Below are 12757 nucleotides of genomic sequence, written 5' to 3' on the forward strand. Positions count from 1 at the left end.
CTCCTGCTCGCATGGGGCAGTTATACTCCGGTAACAACAGAGGATTATGTATTGATGACATCCAGTAAAGCCTGAAGCATCAGATATGAAGACGTGGCACCTGGATCCTGATGTCCTACGCTTCGTTCCCCAAGATAACTTGCCCGCCCTTTTTTCGCCAGCATCTCAATGGTTGCAGTCATCCCCTCCCTGGCTGCCTGTACAGCAGCCTGTAAAGACGCCAATACATTGTTACCATTTTCAGATGCTGCTTGTTCGTAGGCCTGCACACTTGGCAACCAGACATCATACATGGTCTTATCTCCGGGATTAGGCTTACCACGTTGAACAATCCCTTCCGTACAATTTTTCAACAAAACAAGCAAATCAGCGCAATCCAATTCTTCTTTTCCCGCAAGGGCCATACCACTGCGCATGAAGCAAGTGCCATAAAGAGGGCCACTGGCTCCACCTACACTGGACATCAACTTCATCCCTGTTGTTTTCAGAATATTACCTATATCACCTGAAGCATACTCAGGCAATGAGGCTTTGACCTTGTCAAACCCTCTGTGCATATTGATGCCATGATCTGCGTCACCTATTGCAGAATCAAGCTCTGTCAAATACTCTCTATTTGCAGCCATGACTTCAGCCACTCGCTCCAGCCAGAAAACAATTTCTTCCTTTTTTACTCCCATGCGTACCTCCGCATTGCGGTGGTTGCAATAACAACCACCGGGTTATTGAGTGTCTGTCCACAAATGAAAATCACCATTCGAAAGCAGGTAAGCAAACACCCCGGGGAACCTTCAAAATTCTACCACACACAGATCGCAGATATTCGTGTCTTCGCTTGCCTTCAAGGACCTTTTTTTCAGATTACACAGCTATCGGGCCGGCAAGCGAGGAACGATTCCTTGAAAGGACCATGTATGAACCGGCACTATCTCTTTCAGGCACATCTTTTACCGCGCTACAAACCCCGGAGTCTGTGCCGGAGCATCCCAGTATTTCAGCAATTCTTCGTCAACTTTCAGCAAGGTGATGGAACAGCCCTGCATTTCCAGTGAAGTAATATAGGGACCGATGAGATTACGAACTATTGTTATTCCCTTCGCCGTGCATATCTCATCAAGTTTCCGGTAGACCGCATAGAGTTCTGAAAGAGGGGTTCCTCCCATGCTGTTGACAAAGGCGATGACCTGGTCCCCGGAATTCAAATCTTCATCAACCAGTTCTTTTTCCACCCAGTCATTGGCCACCCTGTCCCATTCACGTATGGTTCTGGTATATCCCTTATCTGCGAGTATTCTTGTCGTAAGAATTTCTGTTATCTCATCAACGGATTTCATGGTTGCCCGCTCAATACCTGGTTCACCATGAATTCCAATACCTATTTCTATTTCCTGCTCACCGAGTTCAAATGTCGGTTTCCCTGCAGCAGGCACGGTACAGGATGTCAATGCCATTCCCAGGGAACGGCCATTGAGGTTCACCTTTCTCGCCAGATCTGCACAAGTATCAAGGTCACAACCAGCCTCTGCTGCCGCACCTACGATCTTTTCCATCAGAACAGTCAGCCCCACGCCTCTTCTTCCTGCGGTATATAAGCTATCTTTTACAGCCACATCATCATCCACAAGAATACTCTGTACGGCAATGCCTTCTGCGGCGACCAACTCGGCTGCGGTTTCGAAATTCATCACATCGCCGGTATAATTTTTTACCAGGAAAAGTACTCCTTTTCCATTTTCTACGGCCTTTGCGCATTCGTACATCTGGTCAGGAGTTGGGGAAGTGAACACCTCACCGGGACATGCACCATCCAACATCCCATATCCCACAAAGCCACCGTGCATGGGCTCATGCCCGGAACCTCCTCCTGAGACAACAGCAACCTTGTCACCCGTCACTGCCCGACAGATATAATGCGGGTCGATGTTGACCTTCAGCTCAGGATGCGCTAAGGCCATCCCCTGCAATTGCTCCACAACAACATTATCCACATCATTGATTAATTTTTTCATCTCTGCCTCCCTGTTGGCATCTCCTGCTCCAATACGACAATAATACCGACGTCAATTTTTGATGGCCGGCCCAGCACAACACCTGCCTGTGGGTGTTCACAACACAGCACAAAGGCGATGTAACATATTAGTATATAATGTATTTCTCTACAAACAGATTGCGCAGGGGTCAGCAAATGAGTACGATTATCCGTTCAGGATCGTGGAAAAAAATACTTCTCCAAAAATTGCGCAGGCTATTGGCTCATGTTCACGAGTTAATCGACCAATTCAATTGGACAATCTATTTTTTCCACAAGCCTTAAGATATGAAAGGCTACATTCCCCCAAGCAAATAAAGAATGTCGCCTTTTCATGCCTCTATCACTACAAGGAGAAAATAAAAATGAAACGAATCCTGGGTTGTATCCTCTTACTCATGTTTGTTACTTGTGCCCCCACTTTTGCAAAGGAATTCACCCTGACCAGCCCTCAATTGTCCCCTGACGGCACCATGCAGGAAGAACAGGTTTTTAACGGTTTTGGCTGCAGTGGTAAAAATATATCTCCCCAACTGGATTGGTTTGGAGCACCTGAAGGAACCAAGAGCTTTGCTTTGACGGTCTTTGATCCCGATGCTCCTACCGGAAGCGGATGGTGGCACTGGGTCGTTTTTAACATCCCTGCCACCGTGCATGGTCTTCCACTGGGGATGAACCAGGAGACTCTTCCAGTTGGAACTATCCAGAGTCGAACCGACTTCGGTGCAACCGGCTACGGAGGAGCATGTCCGCCAGTTGGTGAAAAGCCCCACCGCTACCAATTTACCGTCTGGGCATTGGATGTTGCTACATTACCGCTGGACCAGGATGCTCCTGGTGCAATGGTTGGTTACTATATCCATTCCCACCAACTGGGAAAAGCTGAAGTCAGCGTTACGTACGGTAGATAATCCACATAGTTATTCCCCAGACCACCGGACAGTCCTAACCGGTGGTCCGCTTCTCCACTTTTTTCTCCCCAAAGAACAGTCTCCACTTATTCCCCGATCTATTGTATGATACACACCACACAGGCAGGGGCATAAAAAAATTCCCTGTGAGCAGTCAGATTTCAACATATATTCTCAACATGGACAATGATTCCGTTATCTGTATCGACGGCAAGCAGATCAAACAGTTTCGCGAAAAACAGAATCTTACCCAGCTTTATCTAGCCACAGCTGTTGGTGTAACCACAGAAACGATCTCGCGCTGGGAAAACAGAGCATATCCTTCCATAAAAAAGGAAAATGCTCTCAAACTCGCCGAAGCTTTAGAAGTTCCCCTTGAACATCTGAGTCTGCATCCAGACAAAGACACCTGCTGTCCAGCATCTGTCCACAAGACAACAACCAACGTACTGTATTTCAGCCTTTTCAAGAAGAAGACAGTATACATATCCCTGGGTGTCCTTTTCAGTCTCCTTCTGACTCTCTGGGTTAAAAAAGATTGGACAGGCACCCTATCTATCTCCAGTGAGCTATCCACCTTTCGCTATCTTCCTGATCACATCCTGCCTAATCAATCATTTCCTGTCATAATCAGGGTAGATACAAACTCCTTGCACGGCTCTTTTATGCTGCGTGAAGAAATACCAGGTGGGTGCAGAGTGGTTCAGACATCTCCTCCGGCATCGGATCATAACAATGATCAGCACAAACTCAAATGGATGGGAAAAAAGGGAAAAAACCGTTACCTCACATTCATCTATATACTTGAACCTGAAAAAATCATCCCGCTTGACAATATCCTGCATTTTTCCGGGGATATCATTATGTATGGTAACGAGTCCGTCCAAAACGAAATCAGCGGTAAAACGATTGTCACTGTATCACCATATCATTGGGCTGATCAAAACCAGGACAACCTTATCGATGATCATGAAATGCTTACTATTTACGAACTTTTTTCAGAACATGGCCAAATGCCCATCGGCCTGAAGCAGATTAAAACCATATGGGCAGATCAAGGTTATTTTTGGGACCATGATTCAGGTAAAATTCACCATACTCAAAAACTCGAACATGCCGGTAATAATCTATAGCAACGGCTGTAAAAACAACCTGTGCATTTAAAGGAAGGAGCAGATGGAGATCTATTACCAAATACCAGTCACAAGAAACATCATGACCGTACAGCAAATCGTCAATATAATGAAATTACTGGGCCAGCTCAAAAAACGTGCACTCCATATGGTCCTTGTCCTTGGTGTCCTGTTGTCCTGTACACCATGTTCGACTGCTTTAGGGCAGGATATTATCGGAAGATACAAAGTCAAAGGTAACAGAATTATCCACAAGATAGTCATTCCACAAGATCCGCCAGCAGCGGTTATCGTTCTCCAATACCTTCCCAAAGGCACAGATGTCGTTAAAACATCGCCGGACTACAGTAGCTACGATAAAGAAACAGGCACATTGAAATGGCTTTTCGACGATGTGCAGCCAGGACACCTTTCTCTCAAAATCACCCTTGCAAAGAGAATAGATGCTAAAAATATTTCTGCTGAAGTCCTGTTTTTGGACCAGACTGGCCAAAGCAACATCTTTTCGTTAAGCCCTCTCCCGATGAAACGACGCGCTATAGAAGGGTGCTGAACATCAGTATTCTTCCCAAACAGCTACCAGACAAGCCCTGGTCAACATACTGAAATCATTGATATCTATATTGATGTCAGGTGATACGCCCTTCTCCTTTTTTTCAGAAAAGCTACAGTAGCGTGTAAGGACACACACACCACTTTACTGAAACAAGATACAAGGAGGTTATCATGGGCTCCAGTCTCTCGAAACTTTACAGAACCACTTACCGCCAGGTAGTGTTCACTCTCTGTAGTATTCTGCTCATCCCACCTATCATCTATGCGGGAAATACTACCCAACTCTCCACAACCGTACAGTGGGACAATCCCAAGGTGGAGCAGCAAATGCTCACTGATCGTTATCTCGAGCTGTTGGTAACAGTCCCTGAAAACGTTTCGTATTCAGACCAAGACACAAGAAGTCCCCTCAATCTTTGCCTGGTGATAGATCGCTCTGGGTCCATGGGTAGTGAAGGCAAACTGGAGATGGTCAAAAAAGCAGCGAAAGAGATGTTAGGCGGCTTGCAGCCTGGAGACCGTTTTTCTTTGATAACCTATAGCGATTCCGTGGAAATACATTTTTCTTCGATGCCGGCATCAAGGAGAGCATCTATCTATCACCTTATTGATTCCCTGGAGCCAGGTGGTAACACCTATCTCAGCGGAGGACTGGAAGCCGGGTACGAAGAAATCAAACTCCACTTTGATCCCACTGCGATCAACCGGGTATTTCTGCTCTCCGATGGCCTTGCCAACAGGGGAATCACATCATCCTTTCAACTGGCAGAAATTGCTGAGCAACATGCCAGAGAGGGTATATCTCTCTCAACCTGTGGTGTTGGCTACCAGTTTAATGAAGACCTGATGGCCGAGCTTTCAGAACGTGGCAGAGGCATGTACTACTATGTCGAAGAACCTGCACAGCTGGCTGATATTTTCAACCAGGAATTGCGCAATCTCCGCTATCTTGCAGCAAAAGATGTCGAACTGCATCTTCAGCTTGCTCCAGGTGTCGAAATGACAGAAATCTTTGCCAACAGTTATCAGACCCATGGTCCAAATATAACGATTCAGGCCGGCGACCTCGCAGCTGGAGAACTTCGCCGAATACAACTGCATGTACAGTTCCCTGCTTTTGCTCCAGGCATACATGAAGTTGGCACCCTCTTTACCACATATCGAATCCCAGGAAGTGGGAAACTGTTTTCAAAACAGCAGAAACTCTCCGTTGTCTCGGGTAAATATGGGGATAATATTGATCGTTTTTCCGATCCTGGAGTGATGGAACGCTCAGCGGTTTTCCATGCAGACAGGGCCAGAAAAGACGCTGCCACAGCTATCTCCCGCGGGGATATTAGAGAAGCGAAAAAACAACTGAATAGTGCCATGGAACAACTTTCAACAAGCCCAGTGCAGGGAAAAAGAATTCAGAAAGAAATGGAACAGACGAAAAAATTCAGCAACTCTTTACATAATTCCCATAATTCCGCAGACAGGGCCAGAATTGAGAAACGAATAAAACATAAAAGCTATGTCATAGAAGGATGCTGAACCTGCTGCATCAGAATGTTTTCGGGATTTCCTTTTCTGGGATTTCCCGGGAACATTGGAAACAATACCTATCTGTTAACCGGTGAACTTAGCAGAGGTAACCACGTAACATAGTATCATGATTCCTCTTTTCAGCTCTTTCAAATTTACAGCCTACACGCCGCTTTTTGCTATCCAGATGAACCACTTTCATCCTTTTCTGAATTTCCCTGTTTTGTTGATTATCCAAACGGAAAACAACTCTCAGCGTATCATGCAGTCGAACCACCTGATCATCATAGATATTGAGCGCTAAACCTCCCAGGGAAAGATCTGCAACAATACCTGTTCGCATCTTTCGCGTATACTGTGAATCGTTCACATACTCAGCATACAGATGTACTTTTTTACGAGAAGACTGTCGAAAATCAATCTGGATGGGAAAAATCTTTCCGCACGAACACCTCACCTGTACACAATGCTTTTTTCGCTTCAATTTTTCCACATCAACGATACGAACTTTTTCACATGATGGACACATGACGATAATAGTTCCTAATTGACTGACGCTGTACTGTACCGCCTTTTGATTACTCATATTCGCCGCCTTAAGATGCAAAACTATAGCAACAGTTTCTGATATGTTATTTCTTTCCCGGGCAAAAAAAAAATCCATGTTCAAAGGCTCAGTGTGTACTTGCTGGATCATGGCCTGTCAATATACCCTCGTCCCGTGTCAGCAATTTGGCACTCTTTGTAAAACATATCGGCTCACATTCCATCCAGCCACCCGCGTAAAAGCGGGATCACTGACATAAGCCAACTATAATACTGTAACAATTTCATGACAACGTATTCATAATACAAAATGGGTCATAACTTGCATATTATGCGCACACATCATTCATAATTACAGGGACGCATATGAACAAACTGACATTATTTGCCGGCTTGCTACTAATCATAATCTCTCAAACTTCTGCCTTGGCCGAGCCAGGGTCTGTTACTGTTGGTGCCAAAGGGGGCACACTCGGTGTTGGCGGAGAAGCGGATATAGGATTGAATGACTATCTTCACCTGCGTGGTGGGGTCAACCTTTTGAAATTTTCCTTTGATTCAACCATTTCAAATATCGATTATGAAATGGAGCCTGAGTTCAAAAACGCCTCTCTCCTTTTGGACTGGTATCCGTTTGGGGGCGCTTTTCGCCTCACCGGAGGACTGTTTCTCAATGATAATAACATCGACCTGACGGGAACACCTCGAAGTGATTCTGAATATTGGGACGCGATCCCGGCAGGTTATGAAGCATATCGATCCTATGCCGATTCTATCAGAGTTCATGGTTCAGTGGATTTCAACACCCTGGCGCCCTATGTGGGAATGGGCTGGAATAGCAATACAGAAAAAAAAGAAGGCTGGGGTCTTGCCTTTGAAATAGGCGTACTGTTCCAGGGAAGCCCTTCGGTCTCATCCTTAACAGTTACTGCAGATGAACCTTTTGATGTCTTGGCAAATCATCCTGAAGTACAGCAATTCCTGAAAGAAGAACAACAGGCCATTGAGGATGATCTGGAAAATTTTCAATATTATCCTGTGGCTTCCCTTACCTTGAGCTATACATTCTAGCCCATTCTGTTTCAGGCACCATACCTGGCTTCCGCAGGCTCAAAACGTAAACTGCAGAATATGCCACAGCCACCACCTATGAGGGTGGTGGCTGTAACTGTATTTTTCCCTGCCGGTTGCGACAACCACGATGCGCCGCATGCATACGGTGCTGAAAACTCCATTTAACGGCCAGCCGGACAAGATACAACCAGGGGCTTGCCCACACCCTGGGCCGCTGTTCGAGCAGCGTCACTTTACCAAACAGCAAATCCAGAATATGGCAGGTCGTCATATGCCTGCCAAGATATTCGCTACATCCACCACAGTATGTAACGACTGTGAGCGCTGAAATCGCGGTAAACTCCTGCTGACGAATCTGTCCCCATGCCCCGGCCAACTCTGCATCGAGCAGATGTACGCCTCCCCCCTCCCCGCAGCAAATGGTATGGGATCCTGTGTGTTGCATTTCATGACACTGTATTCCCATCCTACTCAGTAAAGAGCGAACAGCTTCATGGAGTTCCTGATGATCCCGGGTAACACAGCAATCATGCACAGTGGCGGTTCCTTCAAAAACAGGTAATACCAGATGCTCGCAAGTGTCAAGATACTCGTATATTGTTCGTATACGGAGAGACCCGGCCTGGGATGACAGCATGGAGTAACAGCCAGGACAGCTGACATAGATGGTTTCGACCCCTGCCTTCCGGAGCACGCTGCACATGTCACGCACTTGTGATTCTGCCGCAGATACGTCTCCGAGATCGTGGGAAGGCCGCGCACAGCAATCAAGTACAAGACCGAGATGTTCTATGTTTGCTGCCAATGTGTAAAAAAGTTGCTGAAAGACCTTCGGTCTTGTCCCTGGCAATGAACAACCAGGAAAATAGACAGCCCGACATCCGGTCGGCAAACCATACCAACTGAGCAATGATGAAGATCCTGCTTTTTCCCAAAATCGCAAAGGTCCATGGGCAGAATACCGCCCCTCCCCTTCCTCAATGTAAAGAGTACGTACGGCCAACACCATTTCTGCGGGGTCAAGTCCCTGTGGACAAACACTGCTGCATAATCTGCAAAGACTGCAGAAGAAAGGATTTACATCTCCAACACCGTTTATCCAACTGGCAGCCAAGACTTTTGGGTTACCAAAATTCTTCAGAAAACGACATTTTCCAACGCATATCCCACACTGGGTGCAATGAGCTCCCATATGCGCACACAACCTTTTTGCTTTCTCTCCATTCCCTTCCATCAGCGCCTTTACTTTCCCAGGTTAACGGTTACAATTATCTTCAGTCTCCAGGTAAACTGTTATTGCGAAATATGTAAGCACAAGTTACCCATGAGGCTTAACGGTTCGACTTACAAGCAGGTGAATGTGCCCAGCTTTTTTTCTGAATTATCCATACAAATCCTGTCTACGAGGTCCAGGTGGAAAACCTTCTTAGTCAGCTTGAAACAACATTACAAACATCTCTTCTGTTATCCCTGGGGATAGCCTATCTGGGTGGGCTCCTGGCCAGTCTGACGCCCTGCATTTATCCCATGATCCCGATCACGGCCGGAGTTATAAGCCATTCGAATCTTGGGGGTTCAAAGCTACGGGGGTTTCTGTTATCTTTGAGTTATGTGGCCGGCATGGCCTTAACCTATGCACTGCTTGGGATATTCGCAGCTGCCACCGGTCATTTTTTTGGATCTGTAAGCACCAACCCATGGACCCTGATCGTAGTAGCCAACCTCATTCTATTGTTTGCTCTCAGTATGCTGGATGTATTTGAGCTGCCTACCGTTGCCAGTTCATTCACAACGAAATGGCAAGGCGTTCCCGGTGTTTTTATTGCCGGCATATCCTCAGCCCTAGTCGCAGGTCCCTGTACCGCGCCTGTTCTCGGAGTTCTGCTTACCTATGTCGCCTCAACTCAGAACCTGGGTACTGGTGGGATACTGCTTTTTTCTTTCAGTCTGGGTATGGGAACATTACTGCTGGTCATTGGAACCTTTTCAAGCTTCCTGGCCGCCATCCCCCGATCAGGCCTCTGGATGGTACGCATAAAAAAAATCATGGGGCTCTGTATGCTGATATTGGCTGAATACTTTTTTATTAAGGCGGGAACGTATCTTATTTAGTGTCTATCCATAAGACATGGTAACTTCATACGTCCAAAAACTTCATAAACCTTAAACAAGGCTATTCCATGAATTTTCGCATTGCACTGATAGTTCTGTTTTCCTTCTTTTTCACCTTCGCACCTTCTCTTGGACTTTCCAATGAGATCGGTAAACGTCTCCCAGCATTCAATGGCAAAACCCTTGACGGAAGTTCCATACGGATGAATAGCATCATCGGTAAAAAACCTGTGCTGATTGTTTTCTGGGCGTCGTGGTGCCCAAGCTGTAAATCGGAAGTACCCCGTATTAATGAGCTGGTTAAAAAATATAAAAGCAAGGGAATGGAATTTATTGGCATTAATATCGGGGCCAACGACTCTCCCAAAAGGGCTAAGGCTTTTGTAAAAAAGACCAAAATGAATTATCCGGTCATTTTCGATAAAACAGGTACCATCAGCAACCAGTACAGGATTGTAGGTGTCCCCACAATCATTGTTGCTGACAGTGCAGGAGTAATCCAGTTCAAGAATTATGGCACCCCAAACATCACAGATAAAGTCTATGAAATATTGAATTCAAAATAACCGGTCAACAAAAAAAAAGCGGTCAGAATTTTCTAACCGCTTTTCTAAAAAGACACAGAGCTTTCTTACAACATCTTTGTTCATGCCTGCTGATATCAGGGTTCATCCTCCTGTGATACCAGGGGATAGGACTGCTGTACGATATCCGGTATGGTCTGTGGCCTTCCAGTTGCAATATCACAAAAAATAAACAGGGTCTCCGCCTTGGCGATGAGCGTATCATCATCAGGGCGATGGAACTTAAATTTGCGCAGAGAGCGAAATTTTTTTAATTCTGCGACCCATGTATGCACGTGCAGCAGATCCCCCGCGTAGCTGGAGTGGTGATACTCAATCTTATGGCTGCGAATAATCCAGGTGGCCCCATGCTCAACATATCGCGTATAAGGCCAGCCAAGGAGAGCAGAATGATGCATGGCCGCATCCTGCATCCACTGCACATACTGGACATTTCCAGTATGCCCGTTAACATCGATTACCGACTCCGGAACAATTATTTCAAGGGTGCCAATGGGTATCATTCTGGTAATTGTGCTCGACCTTCAAAGGTATCAAGATTATGTCCACTGGCAGCAAGCAATCTTTGCTTGGCCAAATGATATGAAACCAGGGACTGGGCCAGTCGACCATAGGTGGTAGTCAGGTCTCGCTGGGCTTCATTGAGGCGAACCAGCGAAGTTTCACCAGCTTCGTACTCATTTTTTGCAAGATCACGGTTTTCCTCAACCAGCTTGACACTCTCCCGTTGCAGCCGCACCTGCTCCTTGGCCGCCTCCAGCAAAGCGACATCCTGACGAATTTCTGCTGCAACCTGGTTACGCACATTGGCCAGGGTATATTCTGCTTCACGTCTGACCTGCTTGGCTTCAAAGAGCCTGGCCTTGTCTTCCCCACCGGAAAACAGGTTCCATTGCAAATTGAGGGAAATTGAGTTGCCGAAATCATCACCGGTAAAGCCCGCATCTTCCTCCCGGGCACCAGTGACATCGCCAGCCAACTGAACCGTAGGGTAAAATGGAGCCTTGGCCATGCCTGTGCCGGCTTCAGCCCGCTGTACGATCTTTTCCAACTGCCGAACATCCGGACGAACGGACAATGCATCCTGAATCAAGCTGCTGACTTCAGTACTGGAAGCATCCAGGGTAACGTCCTTATCCAGGGAGGACAGACGAATATGTGCAGGCAACTGGGCGTCGGATAAACCCATCAAAGCGGCCAGTCCATAACTGGCTGCCTCAAACTCTCGTTTGCTGAGCATAAGGCTGGTTCGCGCTGAATTAAGCTGAACCTTAATATTCAATATATCCCCCCAGGGTCCGGCACCTACATCATATCGATTTTGAGCGTCCTCCAGCTGGCGAAGATAAAAGGCCTCATCAGCCTGGGCAATATCCACATTGGTCTGCGCCAGTTGAGCGTTATAAAATGCCTCTGCAACAGACGTCACCAGAAGCCGCTGGCTGTCCACCAGAGCAGCCTGAGCTGATTTTTGCCCGAATTCTGAGCTCTTATTATTAAATGTTCTATAAAAGCCATCAAAAAGAACCCAGGTAGCCTGCAGCCCCACAGCAAAGGAATCCGTATCCTGATCAGCTGCGCCGCCATACAGAGAAGCCAACATCTGATTGTATTGGTAATTGGTGTCAGAGAGCCGCTGATGCTGAGCGGTGCCTGTGGCATTAAGACTGGGCCACCAGGCAGCAACAGCCTGCCTGACTCGGGCCTGGGCCTGTTCAACCCGGGCCTGGGCAGCGTGCAGATCAGGATTTGCTTCAAGTGCGATATTTTGTGCAGCTTGCAGATCCAGTACATCCACATTGTCCAGAACGGTTCCCGCGTTTTCCTCTGCCTGCGATGTAATCACCAGCAGCAGGACAATAAGGCTACTCCCTATTATTGTGCGTATTGTGTTCATGGTTACTCCGGTAACGCTGATCGTTTTTGATTATCTTGGCTAGGAGTCTGTCGGAGAATTGCAATTTTTTCTCAGATTAAGGCATTTTCAGGAAATCAAGCACAGCCATATAATTGATATTGCGAGCATTGTTTCTCTGAAAATAACACAAATATGGGGAAAAAGAGCTTTCTCTGACAGACTCCTAGACTATACCCTGTATGGGCAGACGGCATCCTAAAAAAATCTACCCATCACAAGCCGGATATCTATCTGCTCGCCCCACAAGATAACTTTTTTGTGTTTGATATACAAACACCGTAACTAAAAAAGATATAAAAAATAGTTCAATAGAGCTTAGGGTCACGGAAAAAATACATTATCCCCTCTTGCTTGTCTCTCAACTCAATAAC

At 46.5% G+C, this 12757-nt stretch carries 13 protein-coding genes; 7 read left to right on the forward strand and 6 right to left on the reverse strand.

Annotation, left to right across the window (positions count from 1 at the left end; all coding sequences use genetic code 11):
- Positions 1–44: 44 nt before the first annotated feature.
- Together dhaL and dhaK are read right to left on the reverse strand one after the other, a co-directional pair.
- Positions 45–680 carry a dihydroxyacetone kinase subunit DhaL gene (gene dhaL, locus G493_RS0113315; protein ID WP_028580802.1) on the reverse strand — a complete coding sequence of 212 codons (636 nt, stop codon included), beginning with the start codon at positions 678–680 and terminating at the stop codon, positions 45–47.
- 267 nt (positions 681–947) lie between these two features.
- The gene (dhaK, locus tag G493_RS0113320) at positions 948–2009 is read right to left on the reverse strand and encodes a dihydroxyacetone kinase subunit DhaK (protein WP_028580803.1); all 1062 of its coding nucleotides are present in this window, start codon (positions 2007–2009) and stop codon (positions 948–950) included.
- A gap of 385 nt (positions 2010–2394) precedes the next feature.
- On the opposite strand from dhaK, the gene G493_RS0113325 reads away from it, so the two are divergent.
- The 4 genes from G493_RS0113325 (at position 2395) to G493_RS32225 (ending at position 6161) form a co-directional block, all read left to right on the forward strand.
- Entirely contained in the window at positions 2395–2940 is a 546-nt protein-coding gene (locus tag G493_RS0113325) for a YbhB/YbcL family Raf kinase inhibitor-like protein (RefSeq protein ID WP_028580804.1), read from the forward strand.
- 146 nt (positions 2941–3086) lie between these two features.
- Complete coding sequence (locus G493_RS32220) at positions 3087–4073, forward strand: helix-turn-helix transcriptional regulator (RefSeq protein WP_153306513.1); 987 nt, start codon at positions 3087–3089, stop codon at positions 4071–4073.
- Positions 4074–4155: 82 nt separating this feature from the next.
- A complete protein-coding gene (locus G493_RS0113335; RefSeq protein WP_153306514.1) occupies positions 4156–4626 on the forward strand; it encodes a hypothetical protein in 471 nt (156 codons plus the stop codon).
- Between the two features lie 173 nt (positions 4627–4799).
- Positions 4800–6161: a vWA domain-containing protein gene (locus G493_RS32225; protein WP_051309288.1), complete on the forward strand. Its 1362-nt coding sequence runs from the start codon at positions 4800–4802 to the stop codon at positions 6159–6161.
- A gap of 88 nt (positions 6162–6249) precedes the next feature.
- Here the strand turns inward: G493_RS32225 and G493_RS0113345 are convergent, their stop codons facing one another.
- Entirely contained in the window at positions 6250–6738 is a 489-nt protein-coding gene (locus G493_RS0113345; protein ID WP_161629826.1) for a PilZ domain-containing protein, read from the reverse strand.
- A 326-nt stretch (positions 6739–7064) separates the two neighbouring features.
- Between G493_RS0113345 and G493_RS0113350 the strand changes: the two genes are divergently transcribed.
- Positions 7065–7769, forward strand: a complete 705-nt coding sequence (locus G493_RS0113350) for a hypothetical protein (protein ID WP_028580807.1) — start codon at positions 7065–7067, stop codon at positions 7767–7769.
- Between the two features lie 76 nt (positions 7770–7845).
- Here the strand turns inward: G493_RS0113350 and G493_RS29190 are convergent, their stop codons facing one another.
- Positions 7846–9006 (reverse strand): (Fe-S)-binding protein, encoded by a 1161-nt coding sequence (locus G493_RS29190; RefSeq protein WP_084813573.1) that lies wholly within the window; start codon positions 9004–9006, stop codon positions 7846–7848.
- 179 nt (positions 9007–9185) lie between these two features.
- Between G493_RS29190 and G493_RS0113360 the strand changes: the two genes are divergently transcribed.
- Together G493_RS0113360 and G493_RS0113365 are read left to right on the forward strand one after the other, a co-directional pair.
- Positions 9186–9884 (forward strand): cytochrome c biogenesis protein CcdA, encoded by a 699-nt coding sequence (locus G493_RS0113360; protein WP_035274446.1) that lies wholly within the window; start codon positions 9186–9188, stop codon positions 9882–9884.
- A gap of 68 nt (positions 9885–9952) precedes the next feature.
- Positions 9953–10450, forward strand: coding sequence for a TlpA family protein disulfide reductase (locus G493_RS0113365; protein ID WP_028580809.1), 498 nt, complete (start codon positions 9953–9955; stop codon positions 10448–10450).
- 95 nt (positions 10451–10545) lie between these two features.
- Here the strand turns inward: G493_RS0113365 and G493_RS0113375 are convergent, their stop codons facing one another.
- Both G493_RS0113375 and G493_RS0113380 read right to left on the reverse strand, forming a co-directional pair.
- Positions 10546–10971, reverse strand: a complete 426-nt coding sequence (locus G493_RS0113375) for an acyl-CoA thioesterase (protein WP_028580810.1) — start codon at positions 10969–10971, stop codon at positions 10546–10548.
- On the reverse strand, positions 10968–12365 hold the full coding sequence (locus G493_RS0113380; RefSeq protein ID WP_028580811.1) for a TolC family protein: 1398 nt from the start codon (positions 12363–12365) through the stop codon (positions 10968–10970). The genes G493_RS0113375 and G493_RS0113380 overlap by 4 nt, the downstream gene beginning before the upstream one ends.
- Positions 12366–12757: the final 392 nt, after the last annotated feature.

Source organism: Desulfogranum japonicum DSM 18378, from assembly GCF_000429945.1.
Lineage (GTDB): Bacteria > Desulfobacterota > Desulfobulbia > Desulfobulbales > Desulfobulbaceae > Desulfogranum > Desulfogranum japonicum.

Excerpts from the sequence above, each read along its gene's own strand:
- dhaL (WP_028580802.1), bottom strand. The coding sequence starts at position 680 with ATGGGAGTAAAAAAGGAAGAAATTGTTTTCTGGCTGGAGCGAGTGGCT.
- dhaK (WP_028580803.1), bottom strand. The coding sequence starts at position 2,009 with ATGAAAAAATTAATCAATGATGTGGATAATGTTGTTGTGGAGCAATTG.
- G493_RS0113325 (WP_028580804.1), top strand. The coding sequence starts at position 2,395 with ATGAAACGAATCCTGGGTTGTATCCTCTTACTCATGTTTGTTACTTGT.
- G493_RS0113335 (WP_153306514.1), top strand. The coding sequence starts at position 4,156 with ATGACCGTACAGCAAATCGTCAATATAATGAAATTACTGGGCCAGCTC.
- G493_RS32225 (WP_051309288.1), top strand. The coding sequence starts at position 4,800 with ATGGGCTCCAGTCTCTCGAAACTTTACAGAACCACTTACCGCCAGGTA.
- G493_RS0113345 (WP_161629826.1), bottom strand. The coding sequence starts at position 6,738 with ATGAGTAATCAAAAGGCGGTACAGTACAGCGTCAGTCAATTAGGAACT.
- G493_RS0113350 (WP_028580807.1), top strand. The coding sequence starts at position 7,065 with ATGAACAAACTGACATTATTTGCCGGCTTGCTACTAATCATAATCTCT.
- G493_RS29190 (WP_084813573.1), bottom strand. The coding sequence starts at position 9,006 with ATGGAAGGGAATGGAGAGAAAGCAAAAAGGTTGTGTGCGCATATGGGA.
- G493_RS0113365 (WP_028580809.1), top strand. The coding sequence starts at position 9,953 with ATGAATTTTCGCATTGCACTGATAGTTCTGTTTTCCTTCTTTTTCACC.
- G493_RS0113375 (WP_028580810.1), bottom strand. The coding sequence starts at position 10,971 with ATGATACCCATTGGCACCCTTGAAATAATTGTTCCGGAGTCGGTAATC.
- G493_RS0113380 (WP_028580811.1), bottom strand. The coding sequence starts at position 12,365 with ATGAACACAATACGCACAATAATAGGGAGTAGCCTTATTGTCCTGCTG.